15 protein-coding genes are annotated in these 16517 nt (G+C 69.2%); all 15 read left to right on the forward strand.

Going from position 1 to position 16517, the window contains the following annotated elements; genetic code table 11:
- Positions 1-13: 13 nt before the first annotated feature.
- Positions 14-544, forward strand: a complete 531-nt coding sequence (pyrR, locus tag GZ64_RS0104805) for a bifunctional pyr operon transcriptional regulator/uracil phosphoribosyltransferase PyrR (protein WP_029265350.1) — start codon at positions 14-16, stop codon at positions 542-544.
- Positions 541-1506 (forward strand): aspartate carbamoyltransferase catalytic subunit, encoded by a 966-nt coding sequence (locus GZ64_RS0104810; RefSeq protein WP_021200614.1) that lies wholly within the window; start codon positions 541-543, stop codon positions 1504-1506. The genes pyrR and GZ64_RS0104810 overlap by 4 nt, the downstream gene beginning before the upstream one ends.
- Positions 1503-2807: a dihydroorotase gene (locus tag GZ64_RS0104815; protein ID WP_029259254.1), complete on the forward strand. Its 1305-nt coding sequence runs from the start codon at positions 1503-1505 to the stop codon at positions 2805-2807. The genes GZ64_RS0104810 and GZ64_RS0104815 overlap by 4 nt, the downstream gene beginning before the upstream one ends.
- Positions 2804-3316 (forward strand): PH-like domain-containing protein, encoded by a 513-nt coding sequence (locus tag GZ64_RS0104820; protein ID WP_021200612.1) that lies wholly within the window; start codon positions 2804-2806, stop codon positions 3314-3316. The genes GZ64_RS0104815 and GZ64_RS0104820 overlap by 4 nt, the downstream gene beginning before the upstream one ends.
- Complete coding sequence (gene carA, locus GZ64_RS0104825; RefSeq protein WP_029259253.1) at positions 3313-4491, forward strand: glutamine-hydrolyzing carbamoyl-phosphate synthase small subunit; 1179 nt, start codon at positions 3313-3315, stop codon at positions 4489-4491. The genes GZ64_RS0104820 and carA overlap by 4 nt, the downstream gene beginning before the upstream one ends.
- On the forward strand, positions 4491-7778 hold the full coding sequence (gene carB / locus GZ64_RS0104830) for a carbamoyl-phosphate synthase large subunit (RefSeq protein ID WP_029265351.1): 3288 nt from the start codon (positions 4491-4493) through the stop codon (positions 7776-7778). The genes carA and carB overlap by 1 nt, the downstream gene beginning before the upstream one ends.
- On the forward strand, positions 7775-8620 hold the full coding sequence (gene pyrF / locus GZ64_RS0104835; protein WP_021200609.1) for an orotidine-5'-phosphate decarboxylase: 846 nt from the start codon (positions 7775-7777) through the stop codon (positions 8618-8620). The genes carB and pyrF overlap by 4 nt, the downstream gene beginning before the upstream one ends.
- On the forward strand, positions 8613-9524 hold the full coding sequence (gene gmk, locus GZ64_RS0104840) for a guanylate kinase (RefSeq protein WP_029265352.1): 912 nt from the start codon (positions 8613-8615) through the stop codon (positions 9522-9524). Before pyrF ends, gmk begins: the two co-directional genes overlap by 8 nt.
- A gap of 65 nt (positions 9525-9589) precedes the next feature.
- Positions 9590-9844, forward strand: a complete 255-nt coding sequence (rpoZ, locus tag GZ64_RS0104845) for a DNA-directed RNA polymerase subunit omega (protein ID WP_017204385.1) — start codon at positions 9590-9592, stop codon at positions 9842-9844.
- An 88-nt stretch (positions 9845-9932) separates the two neighbouring features.
- A complete protein-coding gene (gene metK / locus GZ64_RS0104850) occupies positions 9933-11126 on the forward strand; it encodes a methionine adenosyltransferase (protein ID WP_029265353.1) in 1194 nt (397 codons plus the stop codon).
- A 16-nt stretch (positions 11127-11142) separates the two neighbouring features.
- Entirely contained in the window at positions 11143-13101 is a 1959-nt protein-coding gene (locus GZ64_RS0104855; RefSeq protein ID WP_029265354.1) for a hypothetical protein, read from the forward strand.
- An 18-nt stretch (positions 13102-13119) separates the two neighbouring features.
- The gene (locus GZ64_RS0104860; RefSeq protein WP_029265356.1) at positions 13120-14040 is read left to right on the forward strand and encodes a methionyl-tRNA formyltransferase; all 921 of its coding nucleotides are present in this window, start codon (positions 13120-13122) and stop codon (positions 14038-14040) included.
- Positions 14037-15536, forward strand: coding sequence for an RsmB/NOP family class I SAM-dependent RNA methyltransferase (locus tag GZ64_RS0104865; protein WP_029265358.1), 1500 nt, complete (start codon positions 14037-14039; stop codon positions 15534-15536). Before GZ64_RS0104860 ends, GZ64_RS0104865 begins: the two co-directional genes overlap by 4 nt.
- Before the next feature lie 4 nt (positions 15537-15540).
- A complete protein-coding gene (gene rpe / locus GZ64_RS0104870; protein ID WP_021200603.1) occupies positions 15541-16221 on the forward strand; it encodes a ribulose-phosphate 3-epimerase in 681 nt (226 codons plus the stop codon).
- Positions 16218-16481, forward strand: coding sequence for a phosphoribosyl-ATP diphosphatase (locus tag GZ64_RS0104875; protein ID WP_017202142.1), 264 nt, complete (start codon positions 16218-16220; stop codon positions 16479-16481). The genes rpe and GZ64_RS0104875 overlap by 4 nt, the downstream gene beginning before the upstream one ends.
- The last annotated feature ends 36 nt before the right edge of the window (positions 16482-16517 follow it).

The following is a 16517-nucleotide window of genomic DNA, read 5'->3' on the forward strand; positions in this document are numbered from 1 at the left end:
AAGGGAGCGGCCGATGAGCATGCGCACCGTGCTGCACGAAGCCGACATCTCACGAGCGCTGACCCGTATCGCGCACGAGATCCTCGAGTCCAATCGAGGAGCCGAGAATCTGGTCCTGCTGGGCATCCCGACCCGCGGTGTGACCCTCGCCCATCGCCTCGGGCTGCTGATCAGCGAGATCGCGCAGCAGTCCGTCCCGGTCGGCGCTCTCGACGTCACGCTCTTCCGCGACGACCTCGCCCAGCACCCGACACGCTCCCCGCAACCCACCGAGATCCCGGTCGGCGGCATCGACGGCAAGACCGTCGTGCTCATCGACGATGTGCTCTTCTCCGGTCGCAGCATCCGGGCAGCGTTGGACGCGATCCAGTCGATCGGGCGCGCCTCGGTCGTGCGCCTCGCGATCCTCGTCGACCGCGGGCACCGTGAGCTCCCGATCCGTCCCGATTTCGTCGGCAAGAACATCCCCTCCGCCCGCACCGAGCGGGTCAACGTGCGCCTCTTCGAGAACGACGGTGCGGAGGAGGTGACGATCGGCGAATGAGACACCTCCTCGACACCCGCACCCTCGACAGGGCCACCGCCCTGCGCATCCTCGACGTCGCCGAAGACATGTCCGACACGCAGTCGCGTGAGGTCAAGAAGCTTCCGACGCTGCGTGGCAAGACCGTCGTGAACCTCTTCTTCGAGGATTCGACGCGCACGCGCATCTCGTTCGAGGCGGCCGCCAAACGCCTCTCCGCCGATGTGATCAACTTCGCGGCGAAGGGATCCAGCGTCTCCAAGGGCGAGAGCCTGAAGGACACGGCGCAGACCCTGGAGGCGATCGGTGCTGACGCGGTCGTGGTCCGGCACCCGGGTTCCGGCGCGCCGCAGACGCTCGCCACCAGCGGTTGGATCTCGGCCGGTGTCGTGAACGCCGGCGACGGCACCCACGAGCACCCGACGCAGGCGCTGCTCGACGCCTTCACGATCCGCAAGCGCCGGTTCGGCGCCGACAGTCGCGGTCGTGACCTGAGCGGTCTGCGCGTGGTGATCGTCGGTGACGTGCTGCACTCTCGGGTCGCGCGCTCCAACGTCTGGCTGCTCACCACGCTCGGCGCCGATGTCACGCTCGTCTCGCCGCCCACGCTGGTTCCGCAGAACGTGTCGCTCTGGCCGGTGCGGGTCGTCTACGACCTCGATGAGGCGTTGGCGGAAGAGCCGGACGCGGTGATGATGCTGCGCATCCAGCTGGAACGGATGAATGCCGCGTATTTCCCGACTGAGCGGGAGTATTCCCGACGCTGGGGCCTGGACGCACGGCGTGTGGCCGGTCTTCCGGCAGGTAGCATTGTCATGCACCCCGGACCCATGAACCGGGGACTGGAGATCTCCTCGGAAGCTGCCGATTCCCCCCGCTCGACGGTGCTGGAACAGGTCACGAACGGGGTGTCCGTCCGCATGGCGGTGCTGTACCTGCTGTTGGCAGGAGAACGAGACGACGAACGAGGGGGAGACCTGTGAGCGAGACCCTCGTCATCACCGGTGCACGACTGCTCGGTGCCGAGAGCGCCGACATCATCATCGAGGACGGCCGGATCGCCGAGATCGGGAGCGGACTGCAGCGCTCGGGTGCTCGGGTCATCGACGCAGCGGGTCTCGTCGCCCTGCCCGGACTGGTCGACCTGCACACGCATCTGCGCGAGCCCGGCTACGAAGCGTCCGAGACGATCCTCACCGGAACGCGCGCCGCCGCGGCCGGCGGTTTCACCGCTGTCTTCGCGATGCCCAACACCTCGCCGGTCGCCGACACCGCTGGTGTCGTGGAGCAGGAGCTCGCGCTCGGTGAAGCGGCGGGCTACGCCACGGTGCAGCCCATCGGCGCCGTCACCGTCGGGCAGAAGGGCGAGCGGCTCGCCGAGCTGGGCGCGATGGCCACCTCCCGCGCGCAGGTCCGTGTCTTCAGCGACGACGGCTTCTGCGTGTTCGACCCGCTCATCATGCGTCGCGCGCTGGAATACGTGAAGTCGTTCGGCGGCGTGATCGCCCAGCATGCGCAGGACCCCCGCCTCACGGAGGGCGCGCAGATGAACGAGGGCACGGTGTCGGCCGAGCTGGGCCTCGCCGGCTGGCCCGCGGTCGCCGAGGAGTCGATCATCGCCCGCGACGTGCTGCTGGCCGAGCACGTCGGCTCGCGACTGCACGTGTGCCATCTCTCGACCGCGGGCTCGGTGGACATCATCCGCTGGGCCAAGAAGCGCGGCATCGACGTCACGGCCGAGGTCACCCCTCACCACCTCCTGCTGACCGACGAACTCGTGCGCGGGTACGACGCGCGCTACAAGGTCAATCCTCCGCTGCGTCGCGAAGAGGATGTGCTCGCGGTGCGCGAGGGTCTCGCCGACGGAACCATCGACATCGTCGCGACCGATCATGCCCCGCATCCCAGCGAGCACAAGGCCTGCGAGTGGCAGGCAGCGGCGAACGGCATGGTGGGTCTCGAGAGCGCGCTGCGCGTCGTGCACCAGTCGATGGTGCAGACCGGCCTGCTCGACTGGGCCGACATCGCGCGTGTGATGAGCGCGGCGCCCGCTCGCATCGGACGTCTCTCCGGACACGGCACGCCGCTCGAAGTCGGTCAGCCGGCACAGCTCACGCTGTACGACGCCGCGGTCGACGGTGTCTTCACGGAGGCCGACCTCCACGGCCGGAGCGTGAACTCGCCGTACCTCGGCCGCGCGCTTCCCGGACGAGTGGAGTACACGATCCACGGCGGCGTGCTCACGGTCGACGGCGGCAGCGTCGTCGAGGAGCTCCGCGCATGAGCGCTCGGGACCTCGCCGTCGCGATCACGATCGCCGTCGCGCTCCTGGTGCTGCTGGTGATGCTTCTCGCCTGGCGACGACGAGTCCGCCGCGATTCCGTGTTCACGGCCCCGCTGGGTGTGCCTGAGCACGCGGAGGTCGCCCGCCGCGACGAGGTGCTGTACGTGTCGACGACACGGCACGAGCAGCCGCTCGAGCGTCTCGCGGTGTCACCTCTCGCGTACCGGGCCCGCGGCGAGCTCGCGCTCACGGATCGCGGCATCGCCCTCTGCCTCGACGGTACCCCGACGGTCTTCCTCGCGAACGACCGGCTCGTCGCCGTCGACCGCGCTACGGTCACCATCGACCGCGTCGTGGAGCCCGGCGGCCTCGTGCGCATCGCCTGGAACATCGACGACGACACCATCGTCGACAGCTACCTGCGCCTCGCCACCGGCGATCCCCAGAACCTCATCTCCGACCTGCAGCGGCTCGTCCCCGCCGCCCCCGACACAGGAGCACAGTCATGACACTCTCGACAACCTCCGGGCAGGCCCCCGCGGCCTCGCTTCCCGATCCCGCCGTCCTCGTCCTGGAAGACGGCACACGTCACATCGGACGCGCCTACGGCGCCCGCGGCCGCACCCTCGGCGAGGTCGTCTTCGCGACCGGCATGTCCGGATACCAGGAGACGATCACCGATCCGTCCTACGCGGGCCAGATCGTCCTGCAGACGGCGCCGCACATCGGCAACACGGGCATGAATGACGAAGACGCCGAATCACGTCGCATCTGGGTCGCCGGCTACATCGTGCGCGACCCCTCCCGCGTCGTGTCGAACTGGCGCGCGAACGCCTCGCTCGACGACGTGCTCGTCGAAGACGGCGTCGTGGGGATCAGCGGTATCGACACCCGATCGATCACCCGCCACATCCGGTCGGCGGGCTCCATGCGCGGCGGGATCTTCTCCGGTGCCGATGCGGCGCTCGATGCCGAGGAGCAGGTGCGCATCGTCCGCGAAGCACCGGAGATGGCCGGGCGCAACCTGTCCGCCGAGGTCTCGGTCGACGTGGCCACCGTGACGACGGCGATGGGGGAGCGGATCGGAAACCTCGCCGTGCTCGACCTCGGTGTGAAGCAGGCGACGATCGACAACCTCGCCGCCCGCGGTTTCGAGGTGCACGTCCTTCCGCAGAACGTGACGATCGACGAGATCCGTGCGGTCGACCCGGTCGCCGTCTTCTACTCGAACGGCCCCGGAGACCCCGCGGCCTCCGGCGACCATGTCGAGCTGCTGCGTGCGGTGCTCGATGACGGGCTGCCGTTCTTCGGGATCTGCTTCGGCAACCAGCTCCTCGGTCGTGCACTGGGCCTCGGCACCTACAAGCTGCCGTTCGGTCACCGCGGCATCAACCAGCCGGTGCTGGACAAGCAGACCGGCAAGGTCGAGATCACCGCGCACAACCACGGTTTCGCGGTCGAGGCTCCGATCGAGGGCACCTTCGACAGCCCGAACGGCTACGGCAAGGTCGAGGTCAGCCACGTCGGCCTCAACGACAACGTCGTCGAGGGACTTCGCGCCCTCGACATCCCGGCATTCTCGGTGCAGTACCACCCCGAGGCGGCGGCCGGCCCCCACGACGCCAACTACCTCTTCGACAGGTTCCGCGACCTGGTCATCGCAAGCCAGAAGGACTCCAAGTAATGCCCAAGCGCGACGACATCAACTCCGTCCTCGTCATCGGCTCCGGCCCGATCGTCATCGGTCAGGCCTGCGAGTTCGACTATTCCGGCACCCAGGCGTGCCGCGTGCTGCGCGAGGAGGGCGTCCGGGTCATCCTGGTCAACTCCAACCCGGCGACCATCATGACCGATCCCGACTTCGCCGACGCGACGTACATCGAGCCGATCACCTGGCAGGTCATCGAGACGATCATCGCGAAGGAGCGTCCTGACGCGATCCTGCCCACGCTGGGTGGTCAGACCGCGCTGAACGCCGCGATCGAGCTGCACAACCACGGCATCCTCGAGAAGTACGACGTCGAGCTGATCGGCGCCAACTTCGAGGCGATCAACAAGGGCGAGGACCGCCAGATCTTCAAGCAGCTGGTGCTCGACGCCGGTGCCGACGTGGCGGACTCCCGCATCGCGCACACCATGGACGAAGTGCTGGCGGCTGCCGACGAGCTGGGCTACCCGATGGTGGTCCGCCCGAGCTTCACGATGGGGGGTCTGGGCTCGGGCTTCGCCTACGACGAGGAAGACCTGCGCCGCATCGCCGGCGCCGGCCTGCGAGACTCGCCGACCACCGAGGTGCTCCTGGAGGAGTCCATCCTCGGCTGGAAGGAGTACGAGCTCGAGCTCATGCGCGACACAGCCGACAACACGGTCGTCGTCTGCTCCATCGAGAACGTCGACCCGGTCGGCGTGCACACGGGCGACTCGATCACGGTCGCCCCGGCGCTCACCCTCACCGACCGCGAGTACCAGAAGATGCGCGACATCGGGATCGACATCATCCGCGCCGTCGGCGTCGACACCGGAGGCTGCAACATCCAGTTCGCGGTCGACCCGACCAACGGCCGCATCATCGTGATCGAGATGAACCCGCGCGTCTCGCGGTCCAGCGCCCTCGCCTCGAAGGCCACCGGATTCCCGATCGCGAAGCTCGCGGCCAAGCTCGCGCTCGGCTACCGCCTCGACGAGATCCCGAACGACATCACGGGCGTGACGCCGGCGAGCTTCGAGCCCACGCTCGACTATGTGGTCGTCAAGGTGCCGCGGTTCGCCTTCGAGAAGTTCCCGGCCGCCGACGCGACGCTGACCACGACCATGAAGTCGGTAGGCGAGGCCATGGCCATCGGCCGCAACTACGCGACCGCGCTGCAGAAGGCGCTCCGCTCGCTCGAGAAGCGCGGATCGAGCTTCCACTGGGGCGTGGAGGACCGCTCCGTCGAGGAGCTGCTCGAGATCTCGAAGATCCCCACCGACGGTCGGATCGTCACCCTGCAGCAGGCGCTGCGCAAGGGTGCGACCGTGGAGCAGGCCTTCGATGCGACAGCGATCGACCCGTGGTTCCTCGACCAGATCGTGCTGATCAACGAGGTCGCCGAGGTCGTGCGCCAGGCATCCGAACTGGATGCGGCGACGCTCCGCTACGCCAAGGAACACGGCTTCTCCGACGCACAGCTCGCCGAGCTCCGCGGAACCTCTGAGGCCGAGGTCCGCGGCGTGCGCCACGGTCTCGGCATCCGCCCGGTGTACAAGACGGTCGACACCTGCGCCGGCGAGTTCCCGGCTCTCACGCCGTACCACTACTCGAGCTACGACTTCGAGACCGAGGTCGAGCCGTCCGAACGCACCAAGGTCGTCATCATCGGATCGGGCCCGAACCGCATCGGGCAGGGCGTCGAGTTCGACTACTCATGCGTGCACGCATCGTTCGCGCTGTCCGATGCCGGCTTCGAGACCGTCATGGTCAACTGCAACCCGGAGACGGTCTCGACCGACTACGACACCTCCGACCGCCTGTACTTCGAGCCGCTCACGCTCGAAGACGTGCTGGAGGTGCTCGATGCGGAGGCCGCGAGCGGCACCATCCTCGGTGTCGTCTGCCAGCTCGGCGGTCAGACCCCCCTGGGACTCGCGAAGGGCATCGAGGCCGCCGGCTATACGGTGCTCGGCACGAGCCCCGAGGCGATCGACCTCGCGGAGGAGCGCGAGCTCTTCTCGCGGCTGCTCGACGAGGCCGGTCTCGTCGCACCGCGCAACGGCACGGCGATCCACGTCGAGGGTGCCGTGCGTATCGCCGAGGAGATCGGGTACCCGGTGCTGGTGCGTCCGAGCTTCGTGCTCGGCGGACGCGGCATGGAGATCGTGTACGACACCGCGTCGCTGCGCGACTACTTCGTGCGCACCGCGGGCGAGGTCGTCATCGAGGAGGGCAAGCCCCTCCTGGTCGACCGCTTCCTCGACGACGCGATCGAGCTCGACGTCGATGCGCTCTACGATGGCACCGACCTGTACATCGGTGGCGTCATGGAGCACCTCGAAGAGGCCGGCATCCACTCCGGCGACTCCAGCTGCACGTTGCCGCCGGTATCGCTCGGCCGGACCGATGTCGACCGCGTGCGCGAGGCCACGCTGGCCATCGCCGAGGGCGTGGGCGTGCGCGGACTCCTGAACGTGCAGTTCGCCATCAGCGCCGGCGTGCTCTACGTGATCGAGGCCAACCCGCGCGCCAGCCGCACCGTGCCGTTCGTGTCGAAGGCACTCGGCATCCCGATGGCCAAGGCTGCGAGCCGCATCATGACGGGCTCGACGGTCGCCGAGCTGCGCGCCGAAGGGATGCTTCCCGAGCAGGACGGTTCGCGCGTTCCGCTCGACGCACCCGTGTCGGTCAAGGAGGCCGTGCTCCCGTTCAAGCGCTTCCGCACCGCCGACGGCAAGACCGTCGATTCCGTGCTCGGCCCGGAGATGCGTTCCACGGGTGAGGTCATGGGCATCGACCGCGACTTCCCGACCGCGTTCGCCAAGAGCCAGGCCGCGGCCTACGGCGGCATGCCCACCTCGGGAACCGTGTTCATCTCGGTGGCCGACTCGGACAAGCGCGCCGTCATCCTCCCCGCCCACCGTCTGCAGCAGCTCGGCTTCACGATCGTCGCGACGGAGGGCACCGCCGAGATCCTCTCGCGCAACGGCATCGCCGTCACGGTCGTCGAGAAGTACAGCGAGACGCAGGAGTCGGGCGCGAAGAACATCGTGGATCTCATCAACGAGGGCTCGATCGACATCGTCGTGAACACTCCGTCCGGTGGTGCCGCGCGGGCGGACGGCTACGAGATCCGCGCTGCCGCCGTCGCCGCCGACAAGGCGCTGTTCACCACGATGGCTGTGCTCGGCGCGGCCGTGAGCGGGATGGACGCGGCCCACGAGGGCTTCCAGGTCAAGAGCCTGCAGGAGTACGCGCTGGACCGGAAGGCGGCACTGTGAGCGAACGCTTCGGCGAACGCACACGGTCCGCGCTGAGTGCGCGGGGGCCGCTCTGTGTCGGCGTCGACCCCCACGCGGCGCTGCTCGCCGCGTGGGGGCTGACCGACGACGCGCACGGTGTCCGTGAGTTCGGCCTCCGCACCGTCGAGGCGGCGGCCGGTCGGGTGGGCTTCGTGAAGCCTCAGGTGTCGTTCTTCGAGCGCTTCGGTTCCGCAGGCTTCGCAGCTCTCGAAGAGGTGCTCGCGGCGGCACGTGCCGCAGATCTGCTCGTGATCGCCGATGCGAAGCGTGGCGACATCGGATCGACCATGGACGACTACGCGAAGGCGTGGTTGACGCCGGGATCCTCGCTCGAAGCCGACGCGCTCACGGTGAATCCCTTCCTCGGCGTCGGTGCCCTCGACGGGTCCTTCGCCCTCGCCGAAGAGCACGGCAAGGGCGTGTTCGTGCTCGCCGCCACCAGCAACCCCGAGGCAGCGGGCATCCAGCGTTCGATCACTGCGAGCGATGAGACGGTGTCTGCCGCGATCATCGGGGAGGTCTCCGCACGCAATGCCGCAGCCTCGGGCGCAGGCGAGTGGGGGAGCTTCGGTTTCGTCGTCGGCGCGACCGTGGACTGGGCGGCCGCAGGCCTTTCGCCGTTCGGCCCGGTCGCCCCCATCCTCGCTCCGGGGTTCGGCGCGCAGGGCGCGACTCCCGCTGATCTCCGCCTTCGCTTCGGCTCGATGGCGGATGCCGTGATCGCGAGCGAGAGCCGCAGCATCCTCTCCGCCGGTCCCGCCGACCTGGCGACCGCCATCACCGCGCGTGCGGCCGAGTACTTGGAGGTGGCGCGTGCCTGACGCGCAGCGTACGGTTCCCGAGGTCGACAGGGCCGCGGCCGCCCGCCGTGCCGTGGAACGGCGCCGCGCCAGGGCATCGGTCAAACGCGACCTGACGATGCGCGTGGTGACCCCGCAGACCGTCCTGCACCGCGCGACGGCCGATGCCAACTCGGTGGAGGGGTCGATGCGCATCACCGACTTCCTGCTGGCGCTCCCCGCGATCGGTGCGGGCAAGCGTGACCGCGTGCTCGATGAGCTGCACATCTCCCCAGTCAAGCGTCTCGGCGGTCTCGGCGCGCGCCAGCGCCGGGTGCTGGAGGTCTGGCTCGATTCGCGCTTCCCGGTGCCGACCCCGCGCGACGCACGGAGCCGCCTGCTGGTGCTCGCCGGCCCCACCGCTGTGGGAAAGGGGACCGTCGCCGCGCATATCCGCGAGCACAACCCGGAGATCCACCTGTCGGTATCGGCCACGACCCGGCCGCCCCGCCCCGGTGAGATCGACGGCGTGCACTACTACTTCGTGGACGACGCCGAGTTCGACCGGCTGATCGCCGACGACGAGCTGCTCGAGTACGCCGTGGTGCACAACCGCTCCCGCTACGGCACGCCACGCGCGCCGATCGACGCCGCACTGGCCGAGGGCAAGACCGTGCTCCTCGAGATCGACCTCCAGGGCGCCCGTCAGGTGCGTCGTGCAGAGCCGTCGGCGACGCTGATATTCCTGCTGCCCCCGAGTTGGGATGAACTGGTGCATCGACTGGTCGGGCGAGGCACGGAAGACGCCGAGGAACGGGCCAGAAGACTGCGCACCGCGAAGGTCGAACTCGCCGCCCAGAACGAGTTCGACCACCTCGTCGTGAACGAGGACGTCGCCACCGCGGCTCGCGAGGTCGTAGAATTGTCCACAAGCTCTGCGCGCTGAGCGTCTTCGCGCGCCTTTCGCACCGTCTTCGCGACGATCCCGTCGCCTGATCAGGAGGTCTCACCATGGCCGGACACAACAACGGAATCATCGATCCCCCCATCGACAACCTGCTCGACCGCGTCGACTCGAAGTACGAGCTCGTCATCTACGCCGCCAAGCGTGCGCGTCAGATCAACGACTACTACTCCGACCTGCACGAGGGAAACCTCTTCGACAACGTCGGCCCGCTCGTGGACTCGTCCGTCGAGGACAAGCCGCTCACGATCGCCCTGCACGAGATCAACGAGGACAAGCTCCGTCTGCGTCACGCAGAGTGATATTCGGGACCGCGCCTCCCGCCTGTCGGAGGCGCGGTCCAGAATGGGTGCAACACCCTCCTTCCGTCCGTCCCGTTCTGGAGTACCGATGAGCGCCCTGCGTCTGTTCACGTCCGAGTCCGTCACCGAAGGGCACCCGGACAAGATCTGCGACCAGATCTCGGACAGCATCCTCGACGGCCTCATCGCGAAGGACACGGGCTCGCGCGTCGCAGTCGAGACGCTCGTCACGACGGGCCTCGTCCATGTGGCAGGTGAGATCCGGACCGAGGCATACGTCGACATCCCCACGATCGTCCGTCAGGTCGTGAACGGCATCGGATACACCTCGAGCGACACCGGCTTCGACGGCTCCTCGTGCGGCGTCAGCATCTCGGTCGGCGAGCAGTCGACCGACATCGCCCATGGCGTCGACAGCGCGCAGGAGCACCGCGACGGGTCCTCGGTGGACCCCCTCGACGGCCTCGGCGCCGGCGATCAGGGCATCATGTTCGGCTTCGCGACCACCGAGACGCCTCAGCTCATGCCGATGGCCGCGTGGACCGCTCACCGTCTGTCGGAGCGTCTCGCCGAAGTGCGTCGCAGCGGGGAGCTGCCCTTCCTGCGCCCCGACGGCAAGACCCAGGTCACCCTCGGGTACGACGGCTTCACTCCGAAGACCGTCGATGCCGTCGTGGTCTCCACGCAGCACCACCCCGACATCTCGCAGGAAGAGCTTCAGGCTCAGGTCCGTGCGCACGTGATCGACCCGGTGCTCGCGACGACAGGTCTCGATCTCGACGACGTCACCCTCTACATCAACCCCGCGGGTCCCTTCGTCACCGGTGGCCCCAAGGGCGACGCGGGTCTGACCGGTCGCAAGATCATCATCGACACCTACGGCGGAGCATCGCGTCACGGCGGTGGGGCGTTCAGCGGCAAAGACCCGTCCAAGGTCGACCGTTCCGGTGCATACGCCACGCGCTGGGTGGCGAAGAACGCCGTCGCCGCAGGGTTGGCGGAGCGTCTCGAGGTACAGGTCGCCTATGCCATCGGCGTCGCCCGTCCCGTCGGTCTCTACGTCGAGTCCTTCGGGACCGGCACGGTGTCGGATGAAGTCATCACGCGGGCGATCAACGAGGTGTTCGACCTGCGCCCGCAGGCGATCATCGAGCAGCTCGACCTGCTGCGTCCGATCTACGCCCAGACGGCCGCCTACGGGCACTTCGGCCGCGAGCTCCCCGACTTCACCTGGGAGCGCACCGACCGCGCCGAAGAGCTGCGTCGCGCTGCCGGGCTCTGATGGGACCGCGGTCCTGATGCCTCCGGAGAGCCGGCGCATCGCGCGCGTGCTCCTCGATTCGCCCCTGCCGCAGCTCGATCGGCTCTTCGACTACGCGTTGCCTCCCGAGTGGGGCGAGGTGCCTCGTGGTGTTCGCGTGCAGGTCCCGCTGCGCTCCGCCGGGCGTGTGATCGACGGCTATGTCGTCGACGTCGACACCGAGGACGACGCCGACCGGGCGCTCTCGGAAGTCGAGAGCGTGGTGTCGCTGGTGCCGGTGCTTCCGGAGCGCCTGCACACGCTCGCACGCCGCGTGGCGGATCGCGCCGCGGGTTCGGCCTCCGATGTGCTTCGGCTCGTCATCCCCAAGCGCCAGGTGCGCGTCGAGAAGGCCTGGACCGCCGACACGCCGGCCGAGGCGCCGACGGCGGATGCGCTCATCGCGGCAGAAGAGACCGTCGGTCTCTACGAGGGCCTCGATGTCGTGCTAGATGCGGGTGGACGGGCGGCCGTCGAGGCGATTCCGCAACTCGTCGACGGGGTTCAGGGATGGTCCCGGTTGCTGGCGGCCTCGGCGGCGCGGATGCTCGCCGCGGGGAAGTCGTCGATCATCGTGGTCCCCGACAGCCGTGACCTCGATCGACTTCTCGCCGCGCTCGAGGTCCTCGTGCCCGTCGCAGCGATCGTGCGCCATGACTCCCGTCAGACCAACCCCGATCGCTATCGCGGCTTCCTGCGCACGCTCGAGGACGCGCCGTGCGTCGTGGTGGGAAACCGTTCGGCGGTCTACTCGCCGGTCGTCGCCGGCATGGTGGCGATCTGGGACGACGGCGATCCTCTCCTGGGGGAGCCGCTGGCCCCGTACGTCAATGCGCGTGATGCTGCGCTGCTGCGTCAGGAGCTCGAGGGATCGGCGCTGCTCTTCGCCGGGCACACCCGGACGACCGATGTGGAACGTCTGGTCGCCCTCGGCTGGTTGCAGGACGTCAGAGCAACGCGCCGCGTGTTGCCCCGCGTCGTGCTCAGCACGCCCCAGGAGATGGAACAGCCCACCGCCCAGCGGATGCCGTCTTCCGCGTTTCTCGCCGCCCGTTCCGCCGCAGCAGAGGGACCGGTGCTCGTGCAGGTCTCGCGACCGGGTTTCTCGCCGTCGCTGGTGTGTGCGGAATGCCGGGCTCCGGCTCGATGCGCGCACTGCGGCGGTCCGCTCGGGGCGAAGCATCGCGGTGCCGTGCCGGTGTGCGCCTGGTGCGGTCGATCGGCCAGCGCATGGTCGTGCCCGACGTGCTCCTCCACCAAGCTGCGGTTGGCCTCATCCGGGAGCGAGCGCACCGCCGACGAACTGGGTCGGGCGTTCCCGGGCGTGCGTGTGATCGTCGCCGACAGTGCGCACCCGGTGGAGCGGGTTCCCTCCAAGCCCGCGCTCGTGGTGGCGACCCGTGGTGCCGAGCCGATCGCCGACGGCGGATATCGTGCCGTCGTCCTGCTCGACGGCCCACGGATGCTCCAGGCACCCGATCTGCGCGTCGCCGAGTCCTGCCTGCGCTGGTGGTCGAACGCGGCGGCCCTCGCCGCACCCGGCGCACCGATCCATCTGGTCGGAGTGAACGGCGCGGCCGCGAAGGCGCTCGCGACCTGGAATCAGGCGGGCCACGCCCGCATGGAGCTCGACAGCAGGGCTCCGCTGCACATGCCGCCGACGACCCGGGTGGCCCTGGTCCAGGGGTCGGCTCCCGCGGTCTCCGGCGCTCTCGCCGCGCTGACCGAGCTCGCGCTGCCTCCCGACGCGGTGCTGGGGCCCGTCCCGGTCGAATCCGACGACGTCCCTCCACGGGTGCGGGCGCTCGTTCGGTTCGACTACGGCGCCGGAGCGCGGGTGGCGACCGCACTGCGCGCCGCGGTCGTGGCCGAAGCAGTGAGCGGGCGTCGCCGAAAGGGACGTGCGACCAAGAGCACGCTCTCCGTCCGCCTCGATATCCTCGAACCAGAGCTCTGACCCTTCCGGAGAACCTTCATGCGCCTCGTCTTCGCCGGCACCCCCGCTGCCGCCGTGCCCACCCTTCGTCGCCTCGCGGTGTCCCACGACATCGCCGCGGTCGTCACCCGACCGGACGCACCTCTCGGGCGTCGTCGGGTGCTGACTCCGTCGCCCGTGGCTCAAGCGGCTGTCGAACTGGGCCTCCCCGTCATCAAGGCTGCTCGGCTCGATGACGCCGCGACCGACGCGATCTCGGCCCTGAGGGCGGACCTCGGTGTGATCGTGGCCTACGGCGGGCTCGTGCGCGAGCCGCTGCTCTCGGCGCCGACCGCGGGCTGGATCAACCTGCACTTCTCCGTGCTGCCCGCCTGGCGGGGCGCGGCTCCGGTGCAGCGCGCACTGATCGCCGGCGACGAGGTTCTCGGTGCCAGCGTCTTCCAGCTCGTCGCGGAGCTGGATGCCGGCGACGTCTTCGCGAGCCGCACGATCGACCTTCCCGCGACGGCGACGGCGGGAGAGGCGCTCGAGGCGCTCGCGCTGGACGGCGCCGAACTCACGGCCGACGTGGTCTCGGGGATCGCGGACGGTACAGCGGTAGCGGTGCCTCAGCAGGGCGAGCCGACCTTCGCCGCCAAGCTGACGCTCGCCGACGGACTGCTCGACTGGAACCAGCCGCTCGATGTCGTGTTCGCCCGGTTCCGTGGGGTGACCCCGGAACCGGGCGCGCACACCACCGTCGCCGGGCAGCCGCTGAAGGTGCTGGAAGCGGTCCCTGCGCCGGAGGCCGAAGCGCTGGCCCCAGGACGTCTTCGTGGCGCCAAGACGGCGCTCCACATCGGCACGTCCACCGGGCCGCTGGCCGTCACCAGGGTTCAGCCCGCGGGCAAGGGAGCGATGAATGCCGTCGACTGGTGGCGCGGTCTGCGCGGGGTCGATGAATTGGTGGCGGGATCATGAGCGAAGACGGACGACCCCGGCGGCCGCAGCCGTCGAACGGACGGCCGCGTGGCGGGCGGGGAGCGACAGAGGCTCGTCGCGACGTTCAGCGTGGCCCCGTCCGTGCCGTGCAACCCGCGCGACGGGTGGCTTACGACGTGCTGCGCGCGGTGTCCGAGACGGATGCCTATGCGAACCTCGTCCTTCCTCCGGCGATCGCCGATGCGCGGCTCTCTCCGCAGGACGCGGCCCTCGCGACCGAGCTGACCTACGGCACGCTGCGACGACTCGGCACGTATGATGCGATTATCGCCGCTGCGGCGGATCGTTCGACCGACAGCATCGATCCGGCCGTGCTCGATGCGCTGCGCCTCGCGGTGCACCAGCTGCTCGCCACCCGCGTCGCCTCGCATGCGGCTGTCAACGAGTCGGTGAACCTCGTGGCCACAGAGTCCGGCCGTGGCGCATCGAGCTTCGCGAACGCGGTGCTCCGACGTATCACGCGCGAATCGAGCGCGGACTGGCAGGAACGCATCGAGAGCGGGGCACGCTCCGACGACGAGCGCCTCGCTCTGCGTTCCGCACACCCGGTCTGGGTGATCCGCGCCTTGCGTCGCGCTCTGGCGGCCGAGGGGCGCGGAGAGGAACTGGACGCTCTTCTCGATGCCGACAACGCCTCGCCCGAGGTCACCCTCGTCGCCCTCCCCGGCCTGGCGGAGCCCGATGAGCCCCGACTTCCCTACGCGCCGACCGCCTTCGCGTCTCCCGGAGGCGATCCGCGTCGGCCGGTGGAAGCCTCGGGCGGTACCGTGCGCGTGCAGGACGAGGGGTCCCAGCTCGTCGCGCTCGCGCTCGCGGGCGCCGCGCCCATCAAGACGGGGGAGCGCTGGCTCGACCTGTGCGCCGGTCCCGGCGGCAAGACGGCACTCCTCGCCGCGATCGCGCGTCAGCACGAGGCGACGCTGGAGGCGAACGAGATCGTCCCGGTCCGCGCGCGACTCGTCCGCAAGGCGCTCAGGGCGGTTCCCGGTGACGTCGTGGTGCACGAGCAGGACGGGCGCACCCTCGCCGCATCGCGGCCGGGCGAGTTCGACCGCATCCTCGTGGACGCCCCCTGCACGGGCCTCGGTGCGCTGCGCCGCCGTCCGGAAGCGCGGTGGCGCAAGTCTCCGGCCGACGTCGCCGAGCTCGTTCCGCTCCAGGTGGAGCTGCTCTCCTCCGCGGTCGATGCTCTGGCCCCGGGCGGGATCGTCGCGTACGTCACGTGCTCTCCTCACCTCGCCGAGACGACGGGCGTCGTCAAGGAGGTCCTGCGCGACCGCACCGACGTCGTCGAACTCGATGCGCGCGCGGCGATCGCCGATGTCGCTCGCTCACCGATCGATCTGGCCGAAGAGGGGCGGGAGGGATCGGGCAGCGCCCAGCTGTGGCCGCACCGACACGGGACGGACGCGATGTTCCTCGCGCTCCTGCAACGCTCATCGACCGGGAACCACTCATCTGGGAAGGAAGACTAGGACCGTGGAACTGCCCCGCGCCCCGCGCATCAACCCGAGTATCCTCGCTGCCGATTTCGTGAACATGCAGGCGGACCTCGCCCGGATCGCGACAGCCGACTTCGCGCACGTGGATGTCATGGACAACCATTTCGTCCCCAACCTGACGTTCGGCCCGCAGATGGTGGAACGCATCCAGGCGACCAGTCCGATTCCGCTCGATGTGCATCTGATGATCACCGACCCGGAGCGCTGGGCTCCCGGATACGCCGAGATCGGCGCGGCGAGCGTGACCTTCCATCTCGAAGCGTCGAGCGATCCCGTGGCCCTCGCACGCCGGTTGCGTGACATCGGCTCGCGGGCGGGGGTGGCGGTCAAGCCGGCGACACCCGTGGAATCGCTGTACGACGTGCTCGACGAGTTCGATCAGATCCTCGTGATGACGGTCGAGCCCGGCTTCGGGGGACAGGGCTTCATGCCCGAGACGATGCCGAAGCTCCGTGCCCTCGCCGACGAGGCGCGTCGGCGAGGATCCCGCGTCTGGCTCCAGGTCGACGGCGGTATCTCCGACCGTACGATCGAGATCGCCGCCGATGCGGGCGCCGACACGTTCGTCGCCGGCTCGGCCGTATACGGCGCCGATGACATCGAGGCGGCCGTCACCCGGCTGAGAGACCTCGCCAGAGCCGCTAGCCTGGAACCGTGAAGACTTTCGACGAGCTGTTCGCCGAGCTCAGCGTCAAGGCCGAGACCCGTCCTGAGGGATCGGGGACGGTCGCCGAACTCGACGGCGGCGTGCACACGATCGGCAAGAAGATCGTGGAAGAGGCCGCCGAGGTGTGGATGGCGTCTGAGTACGAGTCCGACGAAGCCGCCGCCGAGGAGATCTCCCAGCTGCTGTACCACGTCCAGGTGATGATGCTCGCGAAGGGCCTCAGCCTGCAGGACGTCTACCGACATCTGTGATGCGCTCCGTTCCGATCTCCTCGAACTGAAAGCCAT

The sequence above is a fragment of the Microbacterium sp. Cr-K32 genome (genome assembly GCF_000708345.1).
In the GTDB taxonomy this organism is placed as follows: Bacteria; Actinomycetota; Actinomycetes; order Actinomycetales; family Microbacteriaceae; genus Microbacterium; species Microbacterium maritypicum_A.

Coding starts and splice junctions, on each gene's coding strand:
- GZ64_RS0104855 (WP_029265354.1), top strand. CDS start 11,143: ATGCCTCCGGAGAGCCGGCGCATCGCGCGCGTGCTCCTCGATTCGCCC.
- GZ64_RS0104820 (WP_021200612.1), top strand. CDS start 2,804: ATGAGCGCTCGGGACCTCGCCGTCGCGATCACGATCGCCGTCGCGCTC.
- GZ64_RS0104865 (WP_029265358.1), top strand. CDS start 14,037: ATGAGCGAAGACGGACGACCCCGGCGGCCGCAGCCGTCGAACGGACGG.
- rpoZ (WP_017204385.1), top strand. CDS start 9,590: ATGGCCGGACACAACAACGGAATCATCGATCCCCCCATCGACAACCTG.
- carB (WP_029265351.1), top strand. CDS start 4,491: ATGCCCAAGCGCGACGACATCAACTCCGTCCTCGTCATCGGCTCCGGC.
- GZ64_RS0104810 (WP_021200614.1), top strand. CDS start 541: ATGAGACACCTCCTCGACACCCGCACCCTCGACAGGGCCACCGCCCTG.
- metK (WP_029265353.1), top strand. CDS start 9,933: ATGAGCGCCCTGCGTCTGTTCACGTCCGAGTCCGTCACCGAAGGGCAC.
- carA (WP_029259253.1), top strand. CDS start 3,313: ATGACACTCTCGACAACCTCCGGGCAGGCCCCCGCGGCCTCGCTTCCC.
- GZ64_RS0104860 (WP_029265356.1), top strand. CDS start 13,120: ATGCGCCTCGTCTTCGCCGGCACCCCCGCTGCCGCCGTGCCCACCCTT.
- pyrR (WP_029265350.1), top strand. CDS start 14: ATGAGCATGCGCACCGTGCTGCACGAAGCCGACATCTCACGAGCGCTG.